The sequence below is a fragment of the Serratia marcescens genome (assembly GCF_006715005.1).
Classification (GTDB): Bacteria; Pseudomonadota; Gammaproteobacteria; order Enterobacterales; family Enterobacteriaceae; genus Serratia; species Serratia montpellierensis.
The window spans coordinates 4,939,234-4,965,632 of sequence record NZ_VFMJ01000001.1 but is presented as its reverse complement, the minus strand read 5'-3'; the positions used below and the strand labels follow the sequence as shown (position 1 = coordinate 4,965,632).

At 60.9% G+C, this 26,399-nt stretch carries 29 protein-coding genes; 9 read left to right on the top strand and 20 right to left on the bottom strand.

Going from position 1 to position 26,399, the window contains the following annotated elements:
• Positions 1-3: 3 nt before the first annotated feature.
• The 4 genes from tusC to fkpA all read right to left on the bottom strand — a co-directional run bounded on the left by tusC (position 4) and on the right by fkpA (position 2,695).
• The gene (gene tusC / locus FHU12_RS23975) at positions 4-363 is read right to left on the bottom strand and encodes a sulfurtransferase complex subunit TusC (RefSeq protein WP_025304500.1); all 360 of its coding nucleotides are present in this window, start codon (positions 361-363) and stop codon (positions 4-6) included.
• 7 nt (positions 364-370) lie between these two features.
• Positions 371-760: a sulfurtransferase complex subunit TusD gene (tusD, locus tag FHU12_RS23970; protein ID WP_033636259.1), complete on the bottom strand. Its 390-nt coding sequence runs from the start codon at positions 758-760 to the stop codon at positions 371-373.
• On the bottom strand, positions 760-1,482 hold the full coding sequence (locus FHU12_RS23965) for a helix-turn-helix transcriptional regulator (RefSeq protein WP_004930418.1): 723 nt from the start codon (positions 1,480-1,482) through the stop codon (positions 760-762). The genes tusD and FHU12_RS23965 overlap by 1 nt, the downstream gene beginning before the upstream one ends.
• A gap of 373 nt (positions 1,483-1,855) precedes the next feature.
• Positions 1,856-2,695, bottom strand: a complete 840-nt coding sequence (gene fkpA, locus FHU12_RS23960; protein WP_025304502.1) for an FKBP-type peptidyl-prolyl cis-trans isomerase — start codon at positions 2,693-2,695, stop codon at positions 1,856-1,858.
• A 356-nt stretch (positions 2,696-3,051) separates the two neighbouring features.
• On the opposite strand from fkpA, the gene FHU12_RS23955 reads away from it, so the two are divergent.
• Entirely contained in the window at positions 3,052-3,279 is a 228-nt protein-coding gene (locus FHU12_RS23955) for a SlyX family protein (RefSeq protein WP_089181399.1), read from the top strand.
• 84 nt (positions 3,280-3,363) lie between these two features.
• Here FHU12_RS23955 and slyD read toward each other — a convergent pair whose 3' ends face one another.
• The 4 genes from slyD to kefG form a co-directional block, all read right to left on the bottom strand.
• Positions 3,364-3,963, bottom strand: coding sequence for a peptidylprolyl isomerase (gene slyD / locus FHU12_RS23950; protein ID WP_141972223.1), 600 nt, complete (start codon positions 3,961-3,963; stop codon positions 3,364-3,366).
• A gap of 112 nt (positions 3,964-4,075) precedes the next feature.
• Positions 4,076-4,279 (bottom strand): YheV family putative zinc ribbon protein, encoded by a 204-nt coding sequence (locus FHU12_RS23945; RefSeq protein WP_015379274.1) that lies wholly within the window; start codon positions 4,277-4,279, stop codon positions 4,076-4,078.
• Positions 4,280-4,293: 14 nt separating this feature from the next.
• Positions 4,294-6,102, bottom strand: a complete 1,809-nt coding sequence (gene kefB, locus FHU12_RS23940; RefSeq protein ID WP_060424571.1) for a glutathione-regulated potassium-efflux system protein KefB — start codon at positions 6,100-6,102, stop codon at positions 4,294-4,296.
• A gap of 2 nt (positions 6,103-6,104) precedes the next feature.
• On the bottom strand, positions 6,105-6,656 hold the full coding sequence (kefG, locus tag FHU12_RS23935; RefSeq protein WP_033645385.1) for a glutathione-regulated potassium-efflux system ancillary protein KefG: 552 nt from the start codon (positions 6,654-6,656) through the stop codon (positions 6,105-6,107).
• Positions 6,657-6,785: 129 nt separating this feature from the next.
• Here kefG and FHU12_RS23930 point away from each other — a divergent pair, with 129 nt between their 5' ends.
• Positions 6,786-8,699 (top strand): ABC transporter ATP-binding protein, encoded by a 1,914-nt coding sequence (locus tag FHU12_RS23930; RefSeq protein ID WP_141972221.1) that lies wholly within the window; start codon positions 6,786-6,788, stop codon positions 8,697-8,699.
• A 3-nt stretch (positions 8,700-8,702) separates the two neighbouring features.
• Here the strand turns inward: FHU12_RS23930 and tauD are convergent, their stop codons facing one another.
• The 6 genes from tauD to FHU12_RS23900 form a co-directional block, all read right to left on the bottom strand.
• Positions 8,703-9,551 (bottom strand): taurine dioxygenase, encoded by an 849-nt coding sequence (tauD, locus tag FHU12_RS23925; RefSeq protein WP_060448454.1) that lies wholly within the window; start codon positions 9,549-9,551, stop codon positions 8,703-8,705.
• Positions 9,548-10,384 (bottom strand): taurine ABC transporter permease TauC, encoded by an 837-nt coding sequence (gene tauC / locus FHU12_RS23920; RefSeq protein ID WP_033631937.1) that lies wholly within the window; start codon positions 10,382-10,384, stop codon positions 9,548-9,550. Before tauC ends, tauD begins: the two co-directional genes overlap by 4 nt.
• Positions 10,381-11,148, bottom strand: a complete 768-nt coding sequence (gene tauB / locus FHU12_RS23915) for a taurine ABC transporter ATP-binding subunit (protein WP_141972219.1) — start codon at positions 11,146-11,148, stop codon at positions 10,381-10,383. Before tauB ends, tauC begins: the two co-directional genes overlap by 4 nt.
• Positions 11,149-11,157: 9 nt before the next feature.
• A complete protein-coding gene (tauA, locus tag FHU12_RS23910; RefSeq protein WP_141972218.1) occupies positions 11,158-12,153 on the bottom strand; it encodes a taurine ABC transporter substrate-binding protein in 996 nt (331 codons plus the stop codon).
• A 114-nt stretch (positions 12,154-12,267) separates the two neighbouring features.
• The gene (locus FHU12_RS23905) at positions 12,268-13,050 is read right to left on the bottom strand and encodes a PhzF family protein (protein ID WP_089181405.1); all 783 of its coding nucleotides are present in this window, start codon (positions 13,048-13,050) and stop codon (positions 12,268-12,270) included.
• 10 nt (positions 13,051-13,060) lie between these two features.
• Positions 13,061-13,663, bottom strand: a complete 603-nt coding sequence (locus FHU12_RS23900; RefSeq protein ID WP_141972216.1) for a LysE family translocator — start codon at positions 13,661-13,663, stop codon at positions 13,061-13,063.
• Positions 13,664-13,782: 119 nt separating this feature from the next.
• Here FHU12_RS23900 and FHU12_RS23895 point away from each other — a divergent pair, with 119 nt between their 5' ends.
• From FHU12_RS23895 to FHU12_RS23885, 3 genes are all read left to right on the top strand, one after another.
• On the top strand, positions 13,783-14,763 hold the full coding sequence (locus tag FHU12_RS23895; RefSeq protein ID WP_141972214.1) for a hydrolase: 981 nt from the start codon (positions 13,783-13,785) through the stop codon (positions 14,761-14,763).
• Positions 14,760-14,993 carry a YheU family protein gene (locus FHU12_RS23890; protein ID WP_004930376.1) on the top strand — a complete coding sequence of 78 codons (234 nt, stop codon included), beginning with the start codon at positions 14,760-14,762 and terminating at the stop codon, positions 14,991-14,993. The genes FHU12_RS23895 and FHU12_RS23890 overlap by 4 nt, the downstream gene beginning before the upstream one ends.
• A gap of 152 nt (positions 14,994-15,145) precedes the next feature.
• On the top strand, positions 15,146-16,015 hold the full coding sequence (locus FHU12_RS23885) for a phosphoribulokinase (RefSeq protein ID WP_033636275.1): 870 nt from the start codon (positions 15,146-15,148) through the stop codon (positions 16,013-16,015).
• A gap of 38 nt (positions 16,016-16,053) precedes the next feature.
• On the opposite strand, the gene FHU12_RS23880 is transcribed toward FHU12_RS23885, so the two are convergent.
• Entirely contained in the window at positions 16,054-16,461 is a 408-nt protein-coding gene (locus tag FHU12_RS23880; protein WP_004930372.1) for an OsmC family protein, read from the bottom strand.
• Between the two features lie 381 nt (positions 16,462-16,842).
• Between FHU12_RS23880 and crp the strand changes: the two genes are divergently transcribed.
• Together crp and FHU12_RS23870 are read left to right on the top strand one after the other, a co-directional pair.
• Complete coding sequence (crp, locus tag FHU12_RS23875) at positions 16,843-17,475, top strand: cAMP-activated global transcriptional regulator CRP (RefSeq protein WP_004090925.1); 633 nt, start codon at positions 16,843-16,845, stop codon at positions 17,473-17,475.
• Positions 17,476-17,525: 50 nt separating this feature from the next.
• Positions 17,526-19,604, top strand: a complete 2,079-nt coding sequence (locus tag FHU12_RS23870) for a YccS/YhfK family putative transporter (protein WP_141972212.1) — start codon at positions 17,526-17,528, stop codon at positions 19,602-19,604.
• 40 nt (positions 19,605-19,644) lie between these two features.
• Here the strand turns inward: FHU12_RS23870 and argD are convergent, their stop codons facing one another.
• From argD to FHU12_RS23855, 3 genes are all read right to left on the bottom strand, one after another.
• Positions 19,645-20,862 carry a bifunctional acetylornithine/succinyldiaminopimelate transaminase gene (gene argD / locus FHU12_RS23865; protein WP_141972210.1) on the bottom strand — a complete coding sequence of 406 codons (1,218 nt, stop codon included), beginning with the start codon at positions 20,860-20,862 and terminating at the stop codon, positions 19,645-19,647.
• A gap of 131 nt (positions 20,863-20,993) precedes the next feature.
• A complete protein-coding gene (locus FHU12_RS23860) occupies positions 20,994-21,569 on the bottom strand; it encodes an aminodeoxychorismate synthase component II (protein WP_141972208.1) in 576 nt (191 codons plus the stop codon).
• A 72-nt stretch (positions 21,570-21,641) separates the two neighbouring features.
• Complete coding sequence (locus FHU12_RS23855) at positions 21,642-23,162, bottom strand: helicase HerA-like domain-containing protein (RefSeq protein WP_141972206.1); 1,521 nt, start codon at positions 23,160-23,162, stop codon at positions 21,642-21,644.
• Between the two features lie 210 nt (positions 23,163-23,372).
• Between FHU12_RS23855 and FHU12_RS23850 the strand changes: the two genes are divergently transcribed.
• Together FHU12_RS23850 and FHU12_RS23845 are read left to right on the top strand one after the other, a co-directional pair.
• Entirely contained in the window at positions 23,373-23,642 is a 270-nt protein-coding gene (locus FHU12_RS23850; protein ID WP_141972204.1) for a hypothetical protein, read from the top strand.
• Positions 23,643-23,659: 17 nt separating this feature from the next.
• A complete protein-coding gene (locus tag FHU12_RS23845; protein ID WP_141972182.1) occupies positions 23,660-23,938 on the top strand; it encodes a type II toxin-antitoxin system RelE/ParE family toxin in 279 nt (92 codons plus the stop codon).
• Here the strand turns inward: FHU12_RS23845 and btsR are convergent, their stop codons facing one another.
• Entirely contained in the window at positions 23,939-24,664 is a 726-nt protein-coding gene (gene btsR / locus FHU12_RS23840; RefSeq protein ID WP_141972180.1) for a two-component system response regulator BtsR, read from the bottom strand.
• Entirely contained in the window at positions 24,664-26,349 is a 1,686-nt protein-coding gene (locus FHU12_RS23835) for a sensor histidine kinase (protein WP_141972178.1), read from the bottom strand. The genes btsR and FHU12_RS23835 overlap by 1 nt, the downstream gene beginning before the upstream one ends.
• Positions 26,350-26,399: the final 50 nt, after the last annotated feature.

Genomic DNA, 26,399 nt, shown 5'->3' with positions numbered 1-26,399 from the left:
ATCCTAAAACGTCATCACGGCGTCGTAACCGGCCAATTGGCGGCGCAATTCATCCGGCGCCAGCACCTCGGCATCCAGCACCCAATCGGTCACCTGACTCAGCCCACGCTCCTGCAGCGAAGCCTGGCATAGATAGCAGCGCTCCACGTCATACAACGGCAGCACGCCGAAGGTGGCGATGTAATTGCGCGCCAAGATTTTTTCCGGTTGCTGGCCCGGCAACAGCTGCAATACGCCATCGCCGACAAAAAACACCCCCAAATCCTCACTGAGCGCCGATGTGGCAAGCAGCGCATCCAGCCCTTCCCTGCCGCCGGCACCGCCGTGCGGCCCGTGGGTGAAAACAAAAGCGACTCGTTTCATCATATCCTCAGAACTGCACCAGACGGTCGCAACTCAGCGACGCTTCGGCCAGGGAACCCAGCCCGCTCAGGGTAAAGCCGGGCTGCAGGTTGGCGCTTGCCAGCCCCTGTTGCGCCGCCTCCTGCTCGTCGGTGACGCCACGGCGCAGCGCGGCAGCAACGCAGACGTTGAGCGCCACGCCGTGTTGCTGCGCCAGCTGCGTCCAGCCGCGCACCAGGTCGAATTCGTCGCTGGCCGGCGCGGTCAGTTGGTTGGCGTTCAACACCCCTTCACGGTAGAAAAAAACGCTGGAAAGCCGGTGCCCTTTCGCCAGCAAAGCCTGAGCGAACTGATAGGCGCTGCTGGCCTGCTGCGTGCCGTAAGCCGGGCCGGTGACCAACAGACAATAATCGAGCATCAACGGTCGCTTCCCAACAGATCGCCACTCTTGAACTGGCGGATGTACAGATACACGGTGTGTTTGGAGATATTCAGGCGATCCGCCACCTGGTTGATCGCATCCTTGATATCGAAGATGCCTTTCTCATAGAGGTTGAGCACCACCTGGCGGTTCTTGGCGTTATTGGACACCGAGCGGTCGGCGTTCACCTCTTCGATGGTGAACTCCAGCGTCTGCGCCACCAGATCGTCGACGGAAGACGCGAAATTCACCGACGACGGCACGTCCTGCGTGGCCGGCGGCATAAAGGTCTGCATGATCTGCGAGAACGGCACGTCGAGGTTCATGTTGATGCACAGCAGGCCGATCACCCGCTGCTCGCGATTGCGAATGGCGATGGTCACCGATTTCATCAACACGCCGCTCTTGGCGCGGGTGAAGTAGGCTTTCGATACGCTGCTGTCGTCGCCGGCCATATCGTGCAGCATGCGCAGCGCAAGATCGGTGATCGGCGAGCCGATTTTCCGCCCGGTATGTTCACCGTTGGCAATGCGTACCGCTGAGCTGTTCAGGTCTTCCAGCGCGTGCAATACGATCTCACAGTGGCCGCCGATCAACATCGCCAGCCCGTCGACCACCGCTTCATAGGATTTCAGGATTTCATGATCCGTTTGAGTAAACGGACGTTCATTCAGCAAATCAAGTTCGCTGGCTTCGCTGGATAAAAGCGAATTTGACATCGAAGATACCACCCTCATAGATCGCCTGTGCCAGGGGGCGCAGCTAAAACCGCTCGGACCGGATCGCTGCCGTCGTCGGCACGCCGCAGCGCGGCCGGCTGAGAGCGGCATCAAACGCCACGATGACATCCGCGAGCAAGGCGGCCGGGAACAATTTTAGGTACACGCCCTAAGGGGCAGACGCATGACTGATAAGTCAGAATTATTAGTCTAGCAAAGCGGCCGGAGCAAAGTCCTTGCGTTTGCGCGTGGTATTGACGTTAAGCCCGATGCCCGGCAGGCGTCAAGCGTTCAATAGAGAGAGAGGCGGCGGCTGTCGAAATGAAAACCGCCGCGGAGGGCATCCGCGGCGGTGGCAAACAGAGCGACGATGTTATTTCGCTTTGGTATCGGCTTTCGCGTCAGCCGGTTTTTCGGCTTTAGCGTCGGCTTTCGGCGCCGCTTTCACGTCCAGCAGCTCAACGTCGAAGACCAGCGTGGAGTTAGCCGGGATGCCCGGAACGCCGGTTTTACCGTAGGCCAGCGCCGGTGGGATCACCAGCTTGATTTTGCCGCCTTTCTTGATGTGCTTCAGGCCTTCGGTCCAGCCTGGGATCACGCCGTCCAGACGGAACGACAGCGGCTCGCCGCGGGTGTAGGAGTTATCGAACTCGGTACCGTCGGTCAGGGTGCCTTTGTAGTTCACTACCACGGTGTCGCTGTCTTTCGGTGCTTCACCCGCGCCCGGTTTCTCTACCTGGTACAGCAGGCCGGATTCGGTTTTCTTCACGCCTTTTTCTTTCGCGAAGCTGTCACGGTATTTGGCGCCTTTGGTTTCGTTGTCCTTGGCGTCCTGTTCCATCTTCGCCTGAGCGGAAGCCTTCACGCGCGCTTCGAAGCCCTGCAGGGTCTTCTCGATGTCGGCATCGTTCAGCTTGCTCTTGTTGGCGAACGCGTCCTGAACGCCGGCGATCAGCTGATCTTTGTCCAGCTTGATACCCAGCTTCTCTTGCTCTTTCAGAGAGTTGTCCATGTAACGGCCGAGAGAGGCGCCCAGTGCGTAAGCCGCTTGCTCGTCGTCGTTTTTGAACTTGCCGGTGCTCGGTGCTGCTGCCGCGTCCGCTGGTTTAGCGGCTTCTGCCGGTTTGGCGGCATCGGCTGCCATGACCTGGGTCGCATTCAGAGCAAAAGCCATGGTGGTTGCCAGAAGCGTGACTTTAAACAAAGATTTCATCCATTTCTCCAGTGTCTGAAGCAATGCCCCAAACAATCATTAGGTAAGATAACCGGGCTACTATAGCTGCCTGAAACAAAACAAAACAGTCGCACAGGTAACCAATCGAGTCAAAGTGTGACTCCCGCTTTGCCAAGAAGTTTCCCGCCGCGTGCTACTCGCATGATAAATCAGATTTTTCTTGCAGAATATTCGGCGAGGTTAGCAAATAACGGCATACCGGGCGCGCAACTTTTCAGCACTTTACACTGCCGATCGCAACGTTGAGCGCCGTCTGGAGAAATAGCGCGAGCAAACCCGGCGCCAGCTGTTACCATAGCGCCGAATCAGGATTTTATCGCGTCAGAGGTAGCCTCATGCACAACACCGACATTCAACGCCTGCTACAGCGGCTTGAAGAACTTGAAAGCCGTCAGGCTTTCCAAGAGCTCACCATCGAAGAGCTCAACCAGACTGTTACCCAGCATCAAATGGAAATGCTGAAGATGCGCGAACACCTGCGCATGCTGACCGACAAGCTGCGCTCAACCCAAACCTCAATGATCGCTTCGCAATCGGAAGAAACGCCTCCGCCGCACTATTGAGGGCCACCGCGTAACCATCCTGGAGCGCCGCGCATAAAAAAGGGCAGCCGATGGCCGCCCTCTTGTCTCGTGATTGCGCTCTGCTTAGTGGCAGCCGCAACCGCCGTTACCGCAACCGCCTTTACCGTGGTCGTGACCATGGTCGTGATCGTGGCTGTGGCCATGATCGTGGCCGTGACCGCCGCAGCAGCCTTCACCGTGTTCGTGGTGATGGTCGTGCTCGCCGTGTACGTGACCGTGCGCCAGCTCTTCTGCGGTCGCTTCGCGGATCGCAACAACTTCCACGTTGAAGTTCAGGTTTTGGCCGGCCAGCATGTGGTTGCCGTCAACCACGACGTGGTCGCCGTCAACTTCGGTGATTTCAACCGGTACCGGGCCCTGATCGGTGTCAGCCAGGAAACGCATGCCGACCTGCAGTTCGTCAACGCCCATGAAGACGTCTTTCGGTACGCGCTGCACCAGGTTTTCGTCGTAGTTGCCGTACGCATCGTTCGCGCCGACGTGAACGTCAAAACGATCGCCAACGTCGTGGCCTTCGAGTGCTTTTTCCAGACCTGCGATCAGAGAACCATGCCCGTGCAGATAGTCCAGCGGTGCGCTCACCGGAGACTCATCAACCAAAACACCGTCTTCTGTACGTACTTGGTAAGCCAGGCTGACCACCAAGTCTTTTGCTACTTTCATGATATCTCCTACCGTTGGCTACTAGGACGCACACCGTTATCGGGATGCGCGCCTTTTCCGGACAGATTGTAACGGAAATCTGCCTCGCTGTACCCTCCGGGATAAAAAAACGCTACTTCGGCTGGAAAATGCCGATCACCTGCTCCTGCGGGCGAACGTGTTTTTCCACCTGTTGTTCGGTCTGGCGCTGATGGTGGCCGCACTTGACGCACTCCACCACCTCCACCTGATCCTCCCGCCACACCGCCAGCGTATCCATGGCGCTACAGCTCGGGCACACCGCCCCGGCGATAAATCTCTTACGTGTTGCAGACATCGTTATGCTCCCGCTTATTCGTATTCGTCCCAGCCGTCGAACTGGCGACTTTCTTTTTGCATTTCTCGATGGAACAGCTCTTCCAGCTCGCGCCGCGCCTCTTTCACGCGGGAAATTTGCGCCACGTCGCCCTGATGCGGCGGCATCAGTTCACGCAGCATGCGCATATCCAGGCGGCGGAAATGCTGCTGGGCGCGGAAGGCCTGATGCGGGTGCATGCCCAACTCCATCAGCGCCTTGCGCCCCAGTTCCAGCGCGCTGGAGAAGGTTTCGCGGCTGAACTGTTTCACCCCCGCCTGCAGCAACTCATGCGCCTCCACGCGGCCGCGCGCCCGCGCCAGAATGCTCAGGTTCGGGAAGTGTTGCTGACACAGCCGCACGATCTCCATGGTGTCTTCCGGCTCGTTACAGGTGATCACGATCGACTTGGCCTTCTCGGCGCCCGCCGCGCGCAGCAGCTCCAGCTCGGTGGCATCACCGTAATAAACCTTGTAACCGTAGCGCCGCAGTACGCCAACGGCGCTGACGTCGCGCTCCAGTACGGTAATGCGCATTTTGTTGGCCATCAACAGGCGGCCGATCACCTGGCCGAAACGCCCGAAGCCGACGATGATCACCTGCGGATCGTCATCTTCCACGTACGGCGTCTCCTCGTCTTCGTCTTTGGCGTTATAGCGGCGCGCCAAAATGCGGTCGATGGCCTGCATCAGCAGCGGCGTGGTCATCATCGACAGCGTCACCACCACCAGCAGCAAAGAGAGTTGATCCGGCTGAAGCACCTTCTGGGCGCCCGCCGCAGAAAACAGCACGAAGGCAAACTCACCGCCCTGGCTGAGCACCCCGGCAAACTGCAGCCGCACCGAACTGCGCAGGCCGAACAGGCGCGATACGCCGTAGAGCACGCCAGATTTAACCGCCACCAGCACCAGCACGCCGATCAACACCTCGGCCAGATGGGTGTAGAGCACGCCGATATTCAACACCATGCCCACCGAGATAAAGAACAACCCCAGCAGCAGCCCTTTAAACGGCTCGATGGATATCTCCAGCTCATGGCGGTATTCGCTCTCCGCCAGCAGCACCCCGGCAATGAAGGTGCCAAGCGCCATCGACAGGCCGAGCGCTTCCATAAACAGCGCCGAGCCGAGCACCAGCAACAGCGCCGCGGCGGTGAAGATCTCGCGCACCCCCGAAGCGGCGATATAGCGGAACAGCGGCCGCAGCAGGAAGCGGCCGCCGATCAGCATGCCGCCGAACGCCGCCACCTTAAGCGCGATCTTCGCCCAGTCGTCGCTGGTGCCGCCGGCGCCGGCCAGAATCGGAATCAGCGCCAACGCTGGGATCACCGCCATATCCTGGAACAGCAGCACCGAGAAGCCGAGCTGCCCCCCTTCGTTGCGGTTCATGCCCTTCTCGCGCATCAGCTGCAGCGCCATGGCGGTGGAAGACATCGCCAGGCCGACGCCCCCGATCACCGCCGCCTGCCAGGCGAAATGCGTCAGGTACAGCAGCGCGCCCAGCACCGCCGCGGTGATCAGCACCTGGCCGGCGCCGGCGCCGAAGATCGAGCGCCGCAGCTCCCACAGTTTGCTGGGGTTCAGCTCCAGGCCGATGATGAACATCAGGAACACCACGCCCAGCTCGGAGAAGTGCAGGATCTCGTCGACGTCGCGAATGAAACCCAATCCCCAGGGGCCGATGGCGATGCCGGCGATCAGATAGCCCAGCACCGCGCCGATCCCCAGGCGACGGGCGATCGGCACCGTCACCACCGCGGCGAACAGGAACAGTAAAATGGCGGTCAGTAAGGTCGATCCTTCCATGCTCACCGCCCTCCACGTGGCAGCGGGTGGCTCAGCCACTCGCCGTAGGCGTCCGCATGGCTGCGCAGCACCTCCGGCTTTTGCCGCCGCGCCCAATACACCACGAACGGCGTCAGCCAATGCATATGGCACATCCCGGCGGTCAGCTCGAACGGCCGCAGAATATCTTCCATCGGGTAGTGGTTATAACCGCCGGTGCGGTAGGCGCCTTCCGGCTCACCGGTGGTGATCACCGAACGCCAGTATTTGCCCGCCAGCGCATTGCCGCCCACGCCGCTGGCGAAGCCGCGCGACAGCACGCGATCCAGCCACTCCTTCAGCAGCGCCGGGCAGCTGTAGGTATACAGGGGGTGTTGAAACACGATGACCTGATGCTCACGCAGCAGCTGTTGTTCGTGATGGATATCGATAAAAAAATCAGGGTAGTGCGCGTAGAGATCGTGCACGGTGACATGTTCCAACTGCTGCGCCGGTCGAAGCAAAACCCGATTCGCCACCGAGTCATGGGATTCCGGATGGGCATACAGCAGCAAGACCTTGGGCGGCTGCGACATCATTCCCCTCCAAAGCGTCGTCAGGGTAGCGGTTTTCCGTTACCATGCATCGCAAAGACAAAAACAGCGCGCGGTACGCGTTCTGTTACCTTAATGATAATTTAACATACTCTGAACATACGGCGCTTTATGATTGTATTCTCCTCGCTACAAATCCGACGCGGCATCCGCGTCCTGCTGGACAACGCCACGGCGACGGTTAATCCAGGTCAGAAGGTCGGCCTGGTGGGCAAAAACGGCTGCGGCAAGTCCACGCTGCTGTCGCTGCTGAAGGGCGAGCTCGCGGCGGACGGCGGCAGCTTTACCTTCCCCGGCAACTGGGCGCTGGCCTGGGTCAACCAGGAGACGCCGGCGCTGGACGTGCCGGCCATTGAGTATGTTATCGACGGCGACCGCGAGTTTCGCCAACTCGAAGCCGAATTGCAGACGGCCAACGACCGTAACGACGGCCACGCCATCGCCACCCTGCACGGCAAGCTGGACGCCATCGACGCCTGGACCATCCGTTCCCGCGCCGCCAGCCTGCTGCACGGCCTCGGCTTCTCCAACGAACAGCTGCAAAGCCCGGTGCGCGACTTTTCCGGCGGCTGGCGCATGCGCCTCAACCTGGCGCAGGCGCTGGTGTGCCGTTCCGACCTGCTGCTGCTCGACGAACCGACCAACCACCTGGATCTCGATGCGGTGATCTGGCTGGAGCGCTGGCTGAAAAGCTATCCCGGCACGCTGGTACTGATCTCGCACGACCGCGACTTCCTCGATCCGATCGTCGACAAGATCCTGCATATCGAACAGCAGACGATGAATGAATACACCGGTAACTATTCGTCGTTCGAACGCCAGCGCGCCACCAAGCTGGCGCAGCAGCAGTCGCTGTATCAGCACCAGCAAGAGAAAGTGGCGCACCTGCAAAGCTATATCGACCGTTTCCGCGCGCAGGCCACCAAAGCCAAGCAGGCGCAGAGCCGCATCAAGATGCTGGAGCGCATGGAGCTGATCGCCCCGGCGCACGTCGACAACCCGTTCACCTTCAGCTTCCGTCCGCCGGAAAGCCTGCCGAACCCGCTGCTGCGCATGGACAAAGTCAGCGCCGGGTATGGCGATAAAGTGATCCTGAAGTCAATCAAGCTGAACCTGGTGCCCGGCTCGCGCATTGGCCTGCTCGGCCGCAACGGCGCCGGTAAATCGACGCTGATCAAACTGCTGGCCGGCACCTTGGCACCGCTGAGCGGCGAGATCGGCCTGGCGAAAGGCATCAAGCTGGGTTACTTCGCCCAGCACCAGCTGGAATTCCTGCGCGCCGACGAATCGCCGCTGCAGCACCTGAGCCGCATCGCACCACGGGTGCTGGAGCAGCAGCTGCGCGACTATCTGGGTGGTTTCGGTTTCCAGGGCGACAAGGTCAGCGAAGTGACCGAACGTTTCTCCGGCGGCGAGAAGGCGCGGCTGGTGCTGGCACTGATCGTTTGGCAGCGCCCTAACCTGCTGCTGCTCGATGAACCGACCAACCACCTGGATCTCGACATGCGTCAGGCGCTGACCGAGGCGCTGATCGATTTCGAAGGCGCGTTGGTGGTGGTCTCGCACGACCGTCACCTGCTGCGCTCCACCACCGACGATCTGTACCTGGTGCACGACGGCCAGGTCGAGCCTTTCGAGGGCGATCTCGACGACTACCAGCAGTGGCTTGTCGACCTGCAGCGCCAGGAAAGCCAGCAGGACGCACCGGAAAAAGAGAGCGGCGGCAACAGCGCGCAGGCGCGCAAGGATCAAAAACGCCGCGAGGCGGAGTTCCGTACGCAGACCCAACCGCTGCGCAAGCAGATCGCCAAGTTGGAACAGCAGATGGAAAAACTGGGTGCCGAACTGGCGGCGGTGGAGGAACAGCTGGCAGATTCCGCACTGTACGACATCAGCCGCAAGGCCGAGTTGACCGACTGCCTGCAAAAGCAAAGCCAGGCCAAATCCGCGCTGGAAGAGACGGAAATGACCTGGCTGGATGCACAAGAACAGCTGGAACAGTTAACGCAGGCGTTCGAAGCCTAAGTCTCAGGCCTTGTAAAAAGGCCTATCCCCCAGAATGGTCGCGCGGTGCATGATGCGCCGCTGCGGCAGATAATCCGCGTTGGCGTAGTGCTGCGTCACGCGGTTATCCCAGATCGCCACGTCATTTTCCTGCCAGCGCCAGCGCACCTGAAACTCCGGTTTGGTGATGTGAGCAAACAGGAAGTTCAGCAAAGCGTCGCTCTCCTTCGGCGCCACATCCACGATCCGCGTGGTGAACCCTTCATTGACGAACAGCGCCTGCCGGCCGCTGACCGGGTGAGTACGCACCACCGGATGCAGCAGCGGCGGGTTTTTCTGCACCGCCAGTTGCCAGCGCTGGTGTTCTTCTTCGCTACCGCGATGCTTGTACTCCGGGAACGACTTGGTGAAGTCATGCTCCGCGCGCAACCCCGCGAGCAGCGTTCTGAACGGCGCCGACAGCGCCTCGTAGGCCGCGATGCCGCTGGCCCACAGCGTATCGCCGCCGGTGGAAGGCAAGGTCTTGGCCGCCAGGATCGCCCCCAGCGGCGGGTTTTCGATAAAGGTCACGTCGGTGTGCCAGTTATCGTTGTCCGGCGGGTTGTCGTCATGGGTATCGAGCACGATAATCTCTTCCACGTCGGTGGCATGCGGATAGACCGGGTGGATATGCAGATCGCCGAAGCGGCCGGCCAGATCGCGCTGCTGCAGCGGCGTGATCGGCTGATTGCGGAAGAACAGCACCTGATGCTTCAGCAAGGCGTGATAAAGCTGTTCAAACTGGCCGTCGCCCAGCGGCCGGGCCAACTCGACGTTTTCCACCAGCGCCCCGATGTAAGGCCCCAGCGGGGTGATATTCAGACGTTCGTTCATTGCTGTACTCCATGCCACGGGGTCAATCGGCGCTGCAGGGCACGCAGCCCCAGCTCCAGCCCAAATGCAATCACCGCAATCACGCCGATGCCGGCCAACACCACGTCGGTCGCCAGAAACTCACCGGCGGATTGCACCATAAATCCCAGGCCGCGCGTGGCGGCGATCAGTTCGGCGGCCACCAGCGTCGACCAGCCGACGCCCAGCCCGATGCGGATGCCGGTCAGGATCTCCGGCAGCGCGCTCGGCAGCACCACGAAACGCAGCACCTGCCAACGCGTGGCGCCCAACGCGCGGGCGGCACGCACCCTCACCTGCGCCACGCTGCGCACGCCGGCCACGGCAGACAGCGTCACCGGCGCGAAGATCGCCAGATAAATCAGTAAGATTTTTGAGGTTTCGCCGATGCCGAACCAAATCACCATCAGCGGCAGATAGGCCAGCGGCGGCACCGGGCGATAGATTTCAATCAGCGGATCGAGGATACCGCGTACCGTGTCGTTCAGCCCCATGGCGATGCCCACCGGAATGCCGACGATCACCGCCGCCAACAGCGCTACCAGAATGCGCCCCAGGCTGGCCGCCAGATGCTGCCACAGCGTGGCGTCCATAAAGCCTTGCGGGCTGGCGATGGTAATCAGCTGGTGCAGCACCTGCTGCGGCGCCGGCAAAAACAGCGGGCTGATCAGCTGCAGCGCCGTCACGCCCCACCAGACGATCAACACCGTCAACAGCGTGGCGCCGCTCAGCCAAACGTTGCGCGGCACGCTGAAACGGCGCGCCGCTTTGCCCTGCGGCTGCGCCGCGGCCTTCAGAGTGGAATGCAGGCTCATAACAAGGCCTCGCGCTGTTGGAAAACTTTGCCCAGCACGTATTCGCGCTGCGCGATAAATTCAGGATCGGACTTGATGGCGCGGCAGGCCTCGCCGTCGGCATAGCGTTGGCCGAAGTTCAGCGACAGCCGCTCCACCACCTGCCCCGGCCCCGGCGACAGCAGCAGCAGTTCGCTGGCGAGGAACACCGCCTCTTCGATATCGTGGGTGATCAGCAGCACCTGCTTGCCGGTATCACGCCAAATGGTCAGCAACAGCTCCTGCATCTGCTCGCGAGTGAATGCATCCAGGGCGCCAAACGGCTCATCCAACAACAACAGCTGCGGATCGGCGGCCAGAGCGCGGGCGATGCCGACGCGTTGGCGCATGCCGCCGGAAAGCTGCCAGATAAAGTGCTGTTCATAACCCGCCAGTCCCACGCGCTGCAACATCTGCTCCGCCACCTGGCGGCGCTGCGCCTTGCCGACGCCGGCCAGCTGCAGGCCGAACTCGACGTTGTCCACCACGTTGCGCCACGGCAGTAAGCCCTCATGCTGGAACACCACGCCCCGTTCGGCGCCCGGGCCGTGAACGGACGTTCCATCCAGCGTGATGCTGCCAGCTGAAGGCTCGATAAACCCGGCGATCAAATTCAGCAGCGTGGTCTTGCCACAGCCTGACGGGCCGAGCACCACCACCAGTTGCCCGGCGGCGATCTGGAACGACACGTCACGCAGCGCGGGCCGCCCCTGATACTCTGCTGAAAGATGATTGACGTTTAGCATCCTGCTTCCTTACGACTGCGGCGCAGCCTGCACCTGTTTCACAAAACGGTCGGTCACGTAAGCGCTGTAGTCGCTGTCGACCTGCGGGATCTTGCCCTGCTGCTTGAGGAATTCGGCGGTATCGCGGATCGCCTTGTCCACCGGCTGGCCGAGCTGGGCAACCTGATCGGCCACCGGCAGATAACGGTTCCCCTTCACCAGCTCCGGCACCTGCGTTTGCGGCACGCCGCTCAGGCGCGCCAGCGTGCTGAGATGGCTCGGATCTTTCAGCCACTGCTCCGGCGCCGCCAGGTAGGCCTTTTGCGCCTGCAGGGCGCTGGCGGCAAAGGCGGTCACTACGTCAGGATGTTTCTCGGCAAAGTCTTTACGCACCACCCACACGTCCAGCGTCGGCGAACCCCATTCGCCCACCTGCGCGGAGTCGGTCAGCACCTTGCCCTGTTTGGCCAGTTCGTTGACCACCGGCGCCCAGACGTAAGCGCCGTCGATGTCGCCGCGCTGCCAGGCGGCGGCGATGGCCGGCGGCTGCAGATTGAGGATCTTCACCTGCTCAGGCTTGATGCCCCAATGCTTGAGCGAGGCCAGCAGGCTGTAATGGGTGGTGGAAATAAACGGCACCGCAATGCGCTTGCCGATCAGATCCTGCGGACTTTTGATGTCATTCTTCACCACCAGCGCTTCGGAGCTGCCGAGCTGCGAGGCGATGAGGAACACTTCGATGGGGAGTTTCTGGCTGGCGGCCACCGCCAGTGGGCTGGAGCCGATATTGCCGATCTGCACGTCGCCGGAGGCCAGCGCACGCAGCACGCTGGAACCGCTGTCGAACTTACGCCAGTCGACCGTCGCGCCGGACTGTTTGGCGAAGCTGTTTTCCGCCTGCGCCACCTTGGCCGGTTCTGCCGACGTCTGGTACGCCACGGTCACGTCCACCGCGTAGGCGCTGGCTGCGCTGAGCGACAGCGCCAACAGCGCCGCGTTGCGTAAGGAAAAGAGTTTGCCCGCCATGTTCCGCTCCGTTGATAAAAATCTGTTCAGTTGCTGACAGTTTTATCTGAGCGATGACGGGCGATAAAAGAATAAAAAAATCTTCTTTATTACCTTGAGTAATATAACTGCAGATTACAGCGCGATACTTCCGCGCAGGAACACATGAGCATAGCCGCCGAGCAGCGTGCGATCCCCTTGCAGTTCGCAGAACAGTTCGCCGCCGCGTGCCGAGATCTGCTGCGCATGCAGCCGATGGTGGCCGAGACGCGCCGTCCAGTAAGGCATCAGCGTGCAGTGCGCGGAGCCGGTGACCGGATCTTCACCGCCGTCGAGCGTGAAATAGCGCGAAACGAAGTCCACGGTGTCACCCGGCGCGGTAACGATTACCGCACACCCGGCCAGCGCGATCAGCGCCGGGATGTCCGGCCGCAGCGCGCGTACCTGCGCCTCGTTTTCCAGCACCACCATCAGCGCTTTCGCCTGCCACACCTCCTGCGGCTGTACGCCCAGCAGCGCCGCAAGGCCCGCCGGTTCAGCCACCTTCTGCGGCGGCCGCGCGGGGAAGTCGAGCACCAGCCGTTCCCCGTCCTGCGCATCGCGCTTGACGAACAGCTCGCCGCCGGCCGAACGGAAGCGGATATCCTGCAGCGCCGGATTGATCGCGCTGAACATCACATGCGCTGCCGCCAGGGTGCCGTGGCCGCAAAGATCGACCTCGCGTTCCGGGGTAAACCAGCGGATAGCGGTCATGTCGCCGTCATCCCAGACAAAGCTGGTTTCCGGCAGGCCGATCTCGTTGGCGATCGCCTGCAGCCGCTCCGCCGGCAGCGGCTTCGTCAGCAGGCAAACCCCGGCCGGGTTGCCGCGCAGCCCTTTGCCGGTAAAGGCAACCACATGATAATAATTTTCCGCCATCGTTCGCTCCTTAATGCCAGATCAGTAACACACAGGCTGCGGTCAACAACCCCATGGAAACGTTGAAGATAACCCAAGCCTTTTTGCTGCGCAGCAGGCGGCCGATCACGGTGCCGAACGCCAGCCAGATAATGCCGGCGACAATGTTGACCACAAAAATGCCCAGCGCGATCGCCGCAATGGAACCGTTGTACTTATCGCCCGCCAGGCTGAAGCTGGCCACCGCCCCCAGCGCCATCAGCCAGGCTTTCGGGTTGAGGAACTGCAGCAGCCAGCCCTGATACAGCCGCACCGGCTGCGGCGGCGCCACGTCGGTTTCCAGTTTTTCATAGGCGGCGGTGGCGACTTTCCACGCCAGCCACAGCAGGTACAGACTGCCGAGGATTTTCAGGATCAGGTGCAGCGACGGGTAGACCAGGATCAGGCTGCCGACGCCGAAGGCCACCAGCAGCAAAATGCTTTGCATGCCGAGCATGATACCGACCATCAGCCACAGCGATCGCATAAAGCCGAAGTTAGCGCCGGAGGTGGTCAACAGCAGGTTATTGGGGCCAGGCGTGATGGCGGCGACCCACAGGAAGCCCAGCATCGAAAGGAATAAACTCGGTTCCATGGCACGGGTGCTCCTCACCCAAGGCGCTTTTTTGCAGTATCATTGTTAGTTCTTGGTATTGAAGCTAACAGTGCGCTAGGGATCTCACAATAGCCGCCCACAACATTTTTACTCAGCCTATGCATGACGTCTTTCGCCCTCTGACCGGGGCCAGTAACCCGCACCTGCAAACGCTGTTGCCGCGGTTGGTGCGCCGCCGCGTGTTATTGAAACCGCATTGGCAACGGCTGGAATTGCCCGACGGTGATTTCGTCGATCTCGCCTGGAGCGAAGATCCGGCGCAGGCGCGCGACAAACCGCGCGCGGTGCTGTTCCACGGCCTGGAAGGCAGCTTCTACAGCCCCTACGCGCATGGCCTGCTCAACGCCTGGCGTGAGCGCGGCTGGCTCGGCGTGGTGATGCACTTTCGCGGCTGCAGCGGCGTGCCCAACCGCAAGCAGCGCATCTACCACTCCGGTGAAACCGAAGATGCGCGCTTCTTCCTGCGCTGGCTGCGCGACCGCTACGGCGAGGTGCCGACCGCGGCGGTAGGCGTTTCGCTCGGCGGCAACATGCTGGCCTGCTATCTGGCACAGCAAGGCGCCGACAGCCTGCTGCAGGCGGCGGTGGTGGTCTCGGCGCCGCTGATGCTGGAGCCTTGCGCCTACCGCATGGAGCAAGGTTTCTCCCGCGTTTATCAGCGCTACCTGCTGGGGCAGCTGAAACAAAACGCCACCCGCAAGCTGTTGCACTACCCGGACACCCTGCCGCTCAAACTGTCACAGCTGAACGGGTTGCGGCGCATCCGCGAATTCGACGACGCCATCACCTCGCGCATTCACGGCTTCAGCGACGCTACCGACTATTATCGCCGCTGCAGCGCCCTGCCGCTGTTGCCGGCTGTCCAGACGCCGCTGCTGATCATCCATGCGAAGGACGATCCCTTCATGACCCATGAGGTGATCCCCGACGTCGCCGGCCTGCCGCGCAATATCGAATATCAGCTGACCGAGTACGGCGGCCACGTCGGCTTCGTCGGTGGCACGCTGAAAAAACCGCACATGTGGCTGGAACATCGCATTCCGGCCTGGCTTTCCCCTTATCTGGACATCCCGACGTGATCATTCCCTGGCAAGAACTGGCAACCGACACCCTGAACAGCCTGATCGAATCCTTTGTACTGCGCGAAGGCACCGATTACGGCGAACACGAACGCTCGCTGGAACAGAAGGTGGAGGACGTGCGCCGCCAGCTGAAAAACGGCGAAGTGGTGCTGGTGTGGTCGGAACTGCACGAGAGCGTCAACATCATGCCGCGCGGTCAGTTCCGCGCCGGGCAGGAAGAAATTTAGTGGCGCACGGTTCTATGACTGACGGAAAAAATCAGGTAACAATGGGGCATTGCAAACTAGCGCGCGCCATTTTTTCCCTGAGATAGAGAGCGTCAACAAGAGCCACAATACCCCCCTGACGCCGGCGCATTCAACACGGAGTGACAACCACCATGTCTGCCAAACATCCCGTTATCGCGGTGACCGGTTCCAGCGGCGCCGGCACTACCACCACCAGCGTGGCGTTCCGTAAGATCTTCCAGCAGCTCAACATCCGCGCCGCCGAGCTGGAGGGCGACAGCTTCCATCGCTACACCCGGCCGGAAATGGACGCGGCGATCCGCAAAGCGCGCGATCTGGGCAGACACATCAGCTATTTCGGCCCCGAGGCCAACGACTTCGGTCTGCTGCAGCAGAGCTTTATCGACTACGGCAAGAACGGCACCGGGCGCTCGCGCAAGTATCTGCACACCTACGACGAAGCGGTGCCCTACAATCAGGTGCCGGGTACCTTCACCCCGTGGGAACCGCTGCCGGCGCCGACCGACGTGCTGTTCTACGAGGGGTTGCACGGCGGCGTGGTCACCGAGCACCATGACGTGGCCAACCACGTCGATCTGCTGGTCGGCGTGGTGCCGATCGTCAACCTGGAGTGGATACAGAAACTGATCCGCGATACCGGCGAGCGCGGCCACTCTCGCGAAGCGGTAATGGATTCAGTGGTGCGTTCGATGGAAGATTACATCAACTACATCACGCCGCAGTTCTCGCGCACCCACATCAACTTCCAGCGCGTGCCGACGGTGGACACCTCCAACCCGTTCGCCGCCAAGGCCATTCCCTCACTGGATGAAAGCTTCGTGGTGATCCACTTCCGCGGGCTGGATCAGATAGATTTCCCCTATTTGCTGGCGATGCTGCAGGGCTCGTTTATCTCGCACATCAATACGTTAGTGGTGCCGGGCGGCAAGATGGGGCTGGCGATGGAACTGATCATGGCGCCGCTGGTGCAGCGGTTGCTGGAAGGCAAGAAGATCGAATAAATGCGTTGAGCGCGGCGCCGGGCCGCGCTCCGTTTCGATTACGCCGGTTGGCGGATCTCGAAGCTGTGGGTCACCGTGGCGGCCTTGTTGAGCATCAGCGCCACCGAGCAGTATTTCTCCGCTGACAGGTTCACCGCACGCTCGACGATCTTGTCGGTCAGGTCCTGGCCGGTAACGATGAAGTGCAGATTGATATGGGTGAACAGCCGCGGGGCTTCTTCGCGGCGCTCGGAGGTCAGCTTCACCTCGCAGTCGCGCACGTCGTTGCGCCCCTTTTGCAGGATGGATACCACGTCGATCGCGCTGCAGCCGCCCACCGACATCAGCACCATCTCCATCGGGCTGGGCGCTTTATCACCGGCGTTGCCGTCCATCAGCACCTGGTGGCCGGAGGCCGATTCACCCAAAAACGTTAACCCTTCCACCCACTTAACTCTTGCCTGCATTCTGGTCACTCCGGTTGATTTCTTAAAATCAGAGTACGCTTTCGCATAGAAACAGGCAACGTAACCTGATGCTAATCATGCTGAAGCGAGACAACACGAGACACCCGCCTTACTCTGTGCTACAAACAGAGCCGCAATAAATCTTTCCGGGACACTGTATTCAGGGAAACGCCCAGAGAAAGGCTCCTTTACCGGTATGTTAACAGAATGTAGCTTGCAGCGCTTACGGCAAGTTAATATGCTAGAGCGACAGCGTATTTTTATGACACGCCTCAAAACTTGCCGGTAGCCCTCGCTCATAACTGCGGCTACAGGTGGGTTTTACAGGGAACTCTGACCCCTGTGACACAAGGCAGCGATAACAACAGAGGATAACAGCGAATGGTTCTCGGCAAACCGCAAACAGACCCTACTCTCGAATGGTTCCTGTCTCATTGCCATATCCACAAATATCCATCGAAGAGTACGCTGATTCACCAAGGTGAAAAGGCCGAAACGCTTTACTACATCGTGAAAGGCTCCGTCGCGGTGCTGATCAAGGATGAAGAAGGTAAAGAGATGATTCTGTCCTACCTCAACCAGGGGGATTTCATCGGCGAGCTCGGATTGTTCGAAGAAGGCCAGGAGCGCAGCGCCTGGGTTCGCGCGAAAACCGCCTGTGAAGTGGCCGAAATTTCCTACAAGAAATTCCGCCAGCTGATCCAGGTGAACCCGGACATCCTGATGCGCCTGTCCGCCCAAATGGCGAGCCGCCTGCAGGTCACCTCCGAAAAAGTGGGCAACCTCGCCTTCCTGGACGTTACCGGCCGCATCGCGCAAACCCTGCTGAATCTGGCGAAACAACCCGACGCCATGACTCACCCGGACGGCATGCAGATCAAGATCACCCGCCAGGAGATCGGCCAGATCGTCGGCTGCTCGCGTGAAACCGTTGGCCGTATTCTGAAAATGCTGGAAGATCAAAACCTGATTTCCGCCCACGGCAAAACCATTGTCGTCTACGGCACCCGTTAATCCCTGAAGAAACGGCGCAATCTGCGCCGTTTTTTTGTCTGCTCTCTGCCATGTGGCGCCGCCTGATCTACCACCCGGAAATCAACTACGCACTGCGACAAACGCTGGTGTTGTGCCTGCCGGTGCTGTTCGGCCTGTTGATAGGCCAGTTACAGCTCGGCCTGATGTTCTCTCTGGTGCCCGCCTGCTGCAATATCGCCGGTCTGGACACGCCGCATAAGCGCTTCTTTAAACGGCTGATCGTCGGCGGTTCGCTGTTCGCCTTCAGCAGCGTGCTGCTGCAACAGGCACTGCTGTGGCACGTGCCGCTACCGGCGCTGATGCTGGGCCTGGCGCTGCTGCTCGGCGTCACCGGTGAAATCAGCCCGCTGCACGCCCGGCTGTTGCCGGCGGCGCTGGTGGCCGCCATCTTCGCCCTCAGCACGACCGGTACGGTACCCATCTGGCAGGCGCCGCTGCTTTACGCGATCGGCACTGCCTGGTACGGCTTATTTACCTGGTTCTGGTTCAAGCTGTGGAAAGAACAGCCGATGCGCGAAACGCTGAGCCAACTCTACCTGGAACTGGCGGACTATTTCGAAGCCAAATACTCGCTGCTGACCCAGCACACCGATCCGCAAACCGCGCTGCCGCCGCTGCTGGTGCGCCAGCAAAAGGTGATGGATCTGATCAGCCTGTTGTACCAACAGCTTAATTTCCTGCCGCACGCCAACAACCTCGAGCAAAAGCGCCTGCAGCGCGCCTTTCAGGTAGCGATGGACCTGCAGGAGCACATCACCGTCAGCCTGCACCTGCCGGAAGAGGTGCAAAAACTGGTGGAGCAGAGCCAGGCCGAAGCGATCATTCGCCGCAATGCTCAGGTGATCGCCGGCCGGCTGCGCGTGGTGGCGCACGATATTCTCTACCATCAACATTCGAAGCGCTTCTCCATGACCCATGAGCTGGCAGCGCTGGAAAAAATGGCGGCGCAGCATCCCGATAACCCGGTCGGCCAATTTTGTTACTACCACTTCAGCCGCATCGCCCGCCTGCTACGTACCCAGCATCCGCTGTACCGCCGCGACCTGATGCCCGGCCAGCACCGCCTGCCGTTTTGGCCGGCGCTGGTCAGCTACCTGTCGTTCAAATCCACCGCCCTGCGCAACGCCGCGCGCCTGGGCGTGACGCTCGCGGTCGGCAGCAGTCTGGGTGCGGTGTTCAACCTGCCGAAACCTTACTGGATCCTGCTCACCATCATGCTAGTGAGCCAAAACGGGTATAACGCTACCCGGGTGCGTATTCAGCACCGTGCGCTGGGCACGATTGCCGGGCTGCTGCTGGCGGCCGGGCTGTTGCAGCTGCAGTTGCCGGAAGGAGAAACGCTGAGCATCATGTTGGTGATCACGCTGCTGGCCTACCTGGTTTCGCGCAAGAACTACGGGCTGTCGGTGATTGGCTTTACGGTCACGGCGGTTTACACCCTGCAGCTGCTGGCGCTGAACGGCTCGCATTTTCTGGTACCGCGCCTGATCGATACGCTGATCGGCTGCGTACTGGCGTTCGGCGGCACCATTTGGCTATGGCCGCAGTGGCAAAGCGGGCTGCTGCGCAAGAATGCCCATCAGGCGCTGGAGAACGATCAAGCCGCGCTGCGGCTGATGCTGAAGCAACCGGAACCGGACGCCACTGCGCTGGCCTATACCCGCATGCAGGTCAACCAAGCGCACAACGCGCTGTTCACCTCGCTCAATCAGGCGATGCAGGAGCCGGGGTTCGCGTCGAACTATCTGGCGGACATGCGGCTGTGGGTCACTCACAGCCAGTTCATCGTCGAACACCTGAACGCCATGACCATTTTGGCGCGCGAGCACTACATGCTGACGCCGAAGCTGGCGGAAGAGTATCTGCAGACCTGTGAAATCGCGCTGCAAAGCTGCCAGCAGCGGTTGGAATACGACGGGCCGAGCAGCGGCAACAGCGGCATCATGCAGCCGCCGGATCTGCATCCGGAGATGCCCGTCACCGAGATGGAGCGCCATCTGCGGCGCATTTTGTCGCACCTGAGCGTGATGCACACCATTTCGTCGCTGGCCTGGCGCCAGCGCCCGCACCACGGCATTTGGCTCAAGCGCAAACTGCGCGATCAATAAGGGCGCGGCATGCCGCGCCCCGTTATTCGACGCACGGGCTTCAGGCGTTGATCACATCCTGCACCGCCAGCTCGAACAGCGCCATGCCGGCCTCGATGTCCTGCAGCTCCACCACCAGCGACGGCGCGAAACGGATCACGTTCGGCCCAGCGTTGAGGATCATCAGCCCACGCGCAGCGGCGGCGGTGAGAAAATCGCGTGCTCTGCCATGATAATGCGGCGTCAGTTCGGCGCCGATCAGCAACCCCATGCCGCGAATGGCGGTGAAAACACCGTATTTATCGCCGATATGCTGCAAAGCCTGCACATACAACGCGTGACGCTGTTCGATGCCGCTCAGCACTTCCGGCGTATTGATCACATCCAACGCCGCCTCCGCCACCGCGCAGGCCAGCGGGTTGCCGCCGTAGGTGGTGCCGTGAGTGCCCACCTGCATCACCGACGCAATCTCTTCGGTAGTCAGCATGGCGCTGACCGGGAAACCGCCGCCCAGCGCCTTGGCGGTGGTGAGAATGTCCGGCGTCACGCCATAATGCATATAGGCGAACAGCTTGCCGCTGCGCCCCATGCCGCTTTGCACTTCGTCGAACACCAGCAGCGCCTGGTGTTGGTCGCACAGTTTGCGCACGCCTTTGAGGAAGTCGGCGTCGACCGGCGTAATGCCGCCCTCGCCCTGAATCGGCTCCATCACCACCGCGCAGGTGTGGTTGTCCATCACCGCTTTCACCGCCGCCAGATCGTTGAACGGCACGTGCACGATGTCGGCCGGCTTCGGCCCGAATCCGTCGGAGTATTTGGCCTGCCCGCCCACCGACACGGTGAACAGCGTGCGGCCGTGAAACGCGTTATAGAAAGCGATGATTTTGGTTTTGTACGGGCTGTGACGGGTAATGGCGTAATGGCGCGCCAGTTTGAACGCCGCCTCGTTGGCCTCTGCGCCGGAGTTGGCGAAGAACACCCGATCGGCGAAGGTGGCGTCGATCAGTTTGCTCGCCAGGCGCAGCGCGGGCTCATTGGTGAAGACGTTGCTGGTATGCCACAGGGTTTCGCCCTGGCGTTTGAGCGCCTCGACCAGCGCCGGATGGCAGTGCCCCAGCGCCGTCACCGCGATGCCGCCGGAAAAATCGATGTACTCTTTTCCCTGCTGATCCCAGACCCGGCTGCCTTGGCCGCGCACCGGCACAAACTGGGCAGGCGCATAAACAGGCAGGATCACCTGGTCAAAGGTACTGCGGCTCACTGCGGATTTTTCAGTCATTTTCGGCTCCACCCTGAAAGTTTTTCAGCGCTATCGTAATATCAGATTGAAAACATAATCACGAAATATGCATAAAAAACCAATCAAGCGCAAACGCAAAACGCCTGACGGGCGAAAAAAACGCACCGGAATTAACGCTTGAGGAAATTATCCAGCAGCTGGTGGCCCTGCTCGCTGAGCACGCTTTCCGGATGGAACTGCACGCCTTCCAGCGCCAAAGTGCGGTGGCGGATACCCATGATCTCGTCGCGCACGCCGTCGCGTTCACTCCAGGCGGTCACTTCAAAGCAGTCCGGCAGCGTATCGGCTTTCAGCACCAGCGAGTGATAGCGGGTCACGGTCAACGGATCGCTCAGGCCGCGAAACACGCCGACGCCCAGGTGACGGATCGCTGAGGTTTTGCCGTGCATCACCGCGCGGGCGCGCACCACCTCGGCGCCGAACGCCTGCCCCAGCGCCTGGTGCCCCAGGCACACGCCGAGGATCGGCAGCTTGCCGGCGAAATGACGAATGGCGGCCAGCGAGATACCCGCTTCGTTCGGGGTACAGGGGCCAGGGGAAATCACCAGGTGCTGCGGCGCCAGCCGCGCGATATCGGCCAGCTGCAGCTCATCGTTGCGCTTCACCAGCACCTCGGCGCCCAATTCGCAGAAATACTGGTAAAGGTTATAGGTAAAGGAGTCGTAGTTATCGATCAGCAGCAGCATGTTAGATCCGGCAGAGAAAAACGCCGCCACAGTGTACTGATTTAACCCGCCGCTGCCGACGATAATTTCCGCTTACTTTTTGCGGCCGCCGGTGATCGACCCCAGCACGCCGCGCAGGATCTGGCGGCCGAGATCGCGCGCCATGCTCTTGGCGGCGGTCTGGACAATTCCGTCGCGCTTGCCGCCGCGCGGGCCAGTAGAGCCGAACAGCAGCTCGTTCAAACCGTCCATCAGGCCGCCGCCCGCCTGCTGTTGCTGCGCTTGCGGTTGCTGCCCTTGCTGCGGGGTGCCGACGGTGGCGAAGCCGCCCGACGACAGCTTCTCGTAGGCGGACTCGCGGTCGATCATATCCTCATAGCGACCATACAGCGGCGATTTGTTGATCGCGCTGTTCAGCCCTTCCGCACCGAGCATGCCCATTTTGGACTCCGGCGCAATGACCATCGCCCGCTCCACCACGTTCGGGCGGCCCTTCTCGTCGAGGAATGACACCAGCGCTTCGCCCACGCCCAGCTCGGTGATCGCCGTTTCGGCATCGAAGGCCGGATTGGCGCGCAGGGTTTGCGCCGCCGTCTTCACCGCCTTCTGATCGCGCGGGGTATAGGCGCGCAGCGCATGCTGCACGCGGTTGCCCAGTTGGCCGAGCACGCTGTCCGGGATGTCCAGCGGGTTCTGGGTGACAAAGTAAATGCCGACGCCTTTGGAACGGATCAGACGCACCACCTGTTCAATCTTGGTCAGCAGCGCCGCCGGCGCATCGTTGAACAACAGGTGCGCCTCATCGAAGAAGAACACCAGCTTCGGCTGTTCGGGATCGCCCACTTCCGGCAGGTGCTCAAACAGCTCGGCCAGCAGCCACAGCAGGAACACCGAATACAGCTTCGGCTGATTGATCAGCTTGTCAGCCGCCAGCAGGTTGATCACGCCATGGCCGTTGGCGTCAGTTTTCATCAGATCGTTGATGTCCAGCATCGGCTCGCCGAAGAACTGGTTGGCGCCCTGCTCTTCCAGCGTCAACAACCCACGCTGGATGGCACCGATCGACGCGGTAGAGATATTGCCGTACTGGGTCTGGAATTGTTTGGCGTTGTCGCCGACGAACTGCACCATGGCGCGCAGGTCTTTCATGTCCAGCAACAGCAGCGCGTTGTCATCGGCAATTTTGAACACCAGCTGCAGCACGCCGCTTTGCACCTCGTTCAGATCCAACAGGCGCCCCAGCAGCAGCGGCCCGAGATCGGAAATCGTGGCGCGGATCGGGTGGCCCTTCTCGCCGTAAATATCCCACGGGATAATGGTGCAGGCCTGCGGCTGCCAGTCGGTGACGCCAATCGCCGCCAGGCGCGCCTGCAATTTCTCGGAAGGCACGCCCTCGGCGCCGATGCCGGACAAATCGCCTTTCACGTCCGACAGGAACACCGGCACGCCAATGCGCGAGAACTGCTCGGCCATTTTTTGCAGCGTCACCGTCTTACCGGTGCCGGTTGCCCCGGTGATCAGCCCGTGGCGGTTGGCCAACGCCGGCAAAATCACCAGATCCTGCTCCGGTTTTCCGTCTTTCATCGCTTTGGCGATAATCCGTGGTTCACTCATTTTCTGTTCCTTTGACGCTGACGCGGCGCGAAACGCGCCTGTTGATGCAATAAAGCTATAAGCGCCGCGTAACCCCGTCAAGGACAAACAAAATGGGCGCCGTCGGAGCCTGATGAATTCAGATTGCGCTTAGCGCCAGCACGTCTTTGCTTGAACAATAAAGCACCAGTGCTATAGTGATCATTACGCTGTATATACGAGGTAAATACCATGTCTGAATCTACCGTGGTAATCCGCGTGGATGAAGAGTTAAAAACCGCTTTCGCCAGCGCGGCAAAGGCCGCCGATCGCACGGCTTCGCAACTGCTGCGCGATTTCATGCGCGAGTTTGTCAGCCGCCAGGCACAGCAGGAAGAGTACGACCAGTGGTTAAAGGAAAAGGTCGAGGTGAGCCGCAAGGCGTGGCGTGAAGGCAAGTTCGCTGACGATGAAGAGGTGGCCGCTTATTTCGCCGAACGCAGAGCTAAATCAACGCAATAAAACACAAAAGGACTTTTGTGAAACTGACATGGACGGAACCCGCCATCGCCGATCGTCTGGCGATTTATGAATGGTTGGAACTTAAAAACCCGGCCGCCGCGGCAGAGAATGATGCAAAAATCGCTGACGCGGCGGCACGCCTCGTGCATCATCCCGCCAGTGGGAAAACGGGTCGGATAGCCGGCACGCGCGAGCTGGTCATCTCCCCGTCCTATCTGCTGGTCTATGAATGGGCGCCTCAACGCATCATCGTATTGGCCATCGTGCATACTCGCCGCCGGTGGCCGCCGGCATAGTCACCCCCGCAGCCCCAGTTGCTCCTTCAACGCCTTCAAATAGCGCCGGCTGACCGGCACCGGATCGCCGGCCGACATGATCATCTCCGCCGCGCCGCCCTCTTCGAAGCGGATCTCGCGCACCTGCTCCAGGTTGACCAGATACTGCCGATGGCAGCGCACCAATGGGGTACGGCTTTCCAGCGTGCGCAGCGTCAGCTCGGTGAAACACTCCATGCCGTCGCTGCGCACCACGAACACCCCGCTCAGTTTGGAACGGATCGCCAGCACTTCATCGAACCGCAGCAGGTAGATGCGGCTGTGGCCGGTGCAGGGAATGTATTTCAGGTAACCGGCGCTCTCATCCAGCGCCGCCACGTCCTGCGGTGCACTGCGCTGCCGCAGGCGTTGCAGCGTCTTGCTCAGCCGCTTCGGCTCCGCCGGCTTCAGCAGATAGTCGAAGGCATGCTCCTCGAACGCCTGCACGGCATATTCGTCGTAGGCGGTCAGAAACACGATGTGCGGCATGCGGTTAGGATCCAACATGCCGACCATTTCCAGCCCGCTGATGCGCGGCATCTGGATATCGAGAAACACCACGTCCGGCTGCAGCCGGTGGATCTGGCTGATGGCTTCGATGGCATTGGTGCATTCGCCGATGATCGCGATCTCCGCCTCGGCCTCCAGCAGATGGCGCAGGTTGTCGCGCGCGGAAGGTTCATCGTCAACAATCAGTGCGTTTAACATCAGGCGGCCCTCTCCATGGGAACATTGAGCGTAATGCGGGTGTAGGCGTCCGGCCGGCAATCCACCTGCACGCCATAGCCTTCGCCGTAGCGCACGCGAATGCGTTTATCCACCAGATTCATCCCCAGCCCGCTGCAGTTCGGTTTCGGCTGGAACAGCCCGGCGTTGTCCGTCACCTGCAGCAGCAGATGCTCGCCTTCGCAGCAGGCGCCAATTTCGATACGGCCCACGCCCAACAGATGCGAGGTGCCATGCTTGATGGCGTTTTCGACGATCGGCTGCAGCGAGAACGCCGGCAGCCGCACCGCCAACAGCGCCTCCGGCAGCGACACCGCGATCTCCAGCCGATCGGCGAAGCGCGCTTTCTCAATCTGCAGGTAGGCGTTCACGTGTTCAATCTCGTCCGCCAGGCTGACTTCGTCATCCGAACGTTTGAGGTTTTTACGAAAGAAGGTCGAGAGGGACTGCACCAGATCGCAGGCGCGTTCGCCATCGCGGCGGATCACCGCCACCAGGGTATTCAAGGCATTGAACAGGAAATGCGGATTGACCTGCGCATGCAGCAGCTTGATCTCCGACTGCGCCAGCAACTGCTTGTGGCGCTCATACTGTCCGGCCATGATCTGCGCCGACAGCAGGCTGGCGATGCCTTCACCCAACGTACGGTTGATGGTGCTGAACAGCTGGCTTTTCGGTTCGTACAGCTTGATGGTGCCGATCACCCGCTGGTTTTCGCCGCGCAGCGGGATCACCAGCGTCGAACCCAGCTTGCAGGCCGGGTTGATCGAGCAGCAATAAGAGAGCTGATTACCGTCGGCGTACACCACCTCGTTGTTGTCGATGGCGCGATGCGAATGCACCGAGGCGATCGGCGTGCCCGGCAGGTGGTGATCGTCGCCGATGCCGATAAACGCCAGCAATTTGTCGCGATCGGTGATCGCCACCGCGCCGATGCCCAGCTCCTGATAGATCACCCGGGCGACCTTCATGCTGTTCTCCTGATCGAACCCCTGCCGCAGGATGCCCTCGGTGCGCTCGGCGATCTTCAGCGCCTTGGAAGAGAAGGCACTGGTGTATTTTTCGAACATCGCGCGCCGATCCAGCAGGATTTGCATGAACATCGCCGCGCCGACGGTATTGGCGATCATCATCGGCAGCGCGATGTGCTCCACCAGCTGCAACGCTTCGCCGTAAGGGCGCGCCACCGCCAGGATGATCGCCATCTGCAGCACTTCCGCCACCAGCGCCACGCCGCCGACGAACAGCGGATTGAACAGCAGCTCGATGCGCCCCCGGCGCATGGCGATGCTGTGTACGATGCCGCCGACCAGGCCTTCCGACACCGTGGAAATCGCGCAGGCCACGTCGGTCATGCCGCCGAGCGTATACCGGTGCAGGCCGCCGGTCAGCCCGACCAGAAAGCCCACCGACGGCCCGCCCAGCAGCCCGCCCAAAACCGCGCCTATCGCGCGGGTGTTGGCGATCGAATCCTGAATGTGCAGCCCGAAGTAGGTGCCCATGATGCAGAACACGGAGAAGATCACGTAGCACAGCAGCTTATGCGGCAGGCGAATGGTCACCTGCATCAGCGGGATGAACAGCGGGGTTTTGCTCAGCAGATAGGCGATAACGAGATAGACGCACATCTGCTGCAACAGCAACAGCACCTGGTTAAATTCATACATGGCAGCAACTCATCCAGAGACAACAAAGGGCGAACGCCGGATTCCCGGTC

What these genes read in the sequence shown, in the direction of transcription:
- tusC (WP_025304500.1), bottom strand. Translation starts at nt 363, where the DNA reads ATGAAACGAGTCGCTTTTGTTTTCACCCACGGGCCGCACGGCGGTGCC.
- tusD (WP_033636259.1), bottom strand. Translation starts at nt 760, where the DNA reads ATGCTCGATTATTGTCTGTTGGTCACCGGCCCGGCTTACGGCACGCAG.
- FHU12_RS23965 (WP_004930418.1), bottom strand. Translation starts at nt 1,482, where the DNA reads ATGTCAAATTCGCTTTTATCCAGCGAAGCCAGCGAACTTGATTTGCTG.
- fkpA (WP_025304502.1), bottom strand. Translation starts at nt 2,695, where the DNA reads ATGAAATCTTTGTTTAAAGTCACGCTTCTGGCAACCACCATGGCTTTT.
- FHU12_RS23955 (WP_089181399.1), top strand. Translation starts at nt 3,052, where the DNA reads ATGCACAACACCGACATTCAACGCCTGCTACAGCGGCTTGAAGAACTT.
- slyD (WP_141972223.1), bottom strand. Translation starts at nt 3,963, where the DNA reads ATGAAAGTAGCAAAAGACTTGGTGGTCAGCCTGGCTTACCAAGTACGT.
- FHU12_RS23945 (WP_015379274.1), bottom strand. Translation starts at nt 4,279, where the DNA reads ATGTCTGCAACACGTAAGAGATTTATCGCCGGGGCGGTGTGCCCGAGC.
- kefB (WP_060424571.1), bottom strand. Translation starts at nt 6,102, where the DNA reads ATGGAAGGATCGACCTTACTGACCGCCATTTTACTGTTCCTGTTCGCC.
- kefG (WP_033645385.1), bottom strand. Translation starts at nt 6,656, where the DNA reads ATGTCGCAGCCGCCCAAGGTCTTGCTGCTGTATGCCCATCCGGAATCC.
- FHU12_RS23930 (WP_141972221.1), top strand. Translation starts at nt 6,786, where the DNA reads ATGATTGTATTCTCCTCGCTACAAATCCGACGCGGCATCCGCGTCCTG.
- tauD (WP_060448454.1), bottom strand. Translation starts at nt 9,551, where the DNA reads ATGAACGAACGTCTGAATATCACCCCGCTGGGGCCTTACATCGGGGCG.
- tauC (WP_033631937.1), bottom strand. Translation starts at nt 10,384, where the DNA reads ATGAGCCTGCATTCCACTCTGAAGGCCGCGGCGCAGCCGCAGGGCAAA.
- tauB (WP_141972219.1), bottom strand. Translation starts at nt 11,148, where the DNA reads ATGCTAAACGTCAATCATCTTTCAGCAGAGTATCAGGGGCGGCCCGCG.
- tauA (WP_141972218.1), bottom strand. Translation starts at nt 12,153, where the DNA reads ATGGCGGGCAAACTCTTTTCCTTACGCAACGCGGCGCTGTTGGCGCTG.
- FHU12_RS23905 (WP_089181405.1), bottom strand. Translation starts at nt 13,050, where the DNA reads ATGGCGGAAAATTATTATCATGTGGTTGCCTTTACCGGCAAAGGGCTG.
- FHU12_RS23900 (WP_141972216.1), bottom strand. Translation starts at nt 13,663, where the DNA reads ATGGAACCGAGTTTATTCCTTTCGATGCTGGGCTTCCTGTGGGTCGCC.
- FHU12_RS23895 (WP_141972214.1), top strand. Translation starts at nt 13,783, where the DNA reads ATGCATGACGTCTTTCGCCCTCTGACCGGGGCCAGTAACCCGCACCTG.
- FHU12_RS23885 (WP_033636275.1), top strand. Translation starts at nt 15,146, where the DNA reads ATGTCTGCCAAACATCCCGTTATCGCGGTGACCGGTTCCAGCGGCGCC.
- FHU12_RS23880 (WP_004930372.1), bottom strand. Translation starts at nt 16,461, where the DNA reads ATGCAGGCAAGAGTTAAGTGGGTGGAAGGGTTAACGTTTTTGGGTGAA.
- crp (WP_004090925.1), top strand. Translation starts at nt 16,843, where the DNA reads ATGGTTCTCGGCAAACCGCAAACAGACCCTACTCTCGAATGGTTCCTG.
- FHU12_RS23870 (WP_141972212.1), top strand. Translation starts at nt 17,526, where the DNA reads ATGTGGCGCCGCCTGATCTACCACCCGGAAATCAACTACGCACTGCGA.
- argD (WP_141972210.1), bottom strand. Translation starts at nt 20,862, where the DNA reads ATGACTGAAAAATCCGCAGTGAGCCGCAGTACCTTTGACCAGGTGATC.
- FHU12_RS23860 (WP_141972208.1), bottom strand. Translation starts at nt 21,569, where the DNA reads ATGCTGCTGCTGATCGATAACTACGACTCCTTTACCTATAACCTTTAC.
- FHU12_RS23855 (WP_141972206.1), bottom strand. Translation starts at nt 23,162, where the DNA reads ATGAGTGAACCACGGATTATCGCCAAAGCGATGAAAGACGGAAAACCG.
- FHU12_RS23850 (WP_141972204.1), top strand. Translation starts at nt 23,373, where the DNA reads ATGTCTGAATCTACCGTGGTAATCCGCGTGGATGAAGAGTTAAAAACC.
- btsR (WP_141972180.1), bottom strand. Translation starts at nt 24,664, where the DNA reads ATGTTAAACGCACTGATTGTTGACGATGAACCTTCCGCGCGCGACAAC.
- FHU12_RS23835 (WP_141972178.1), bottom strand. Translation starts at nt 26,349, where the DNA reads ATGTATGAATTTAACCAGGTGCTGTTGCTGTTGCAGCAGATGTGCGTC.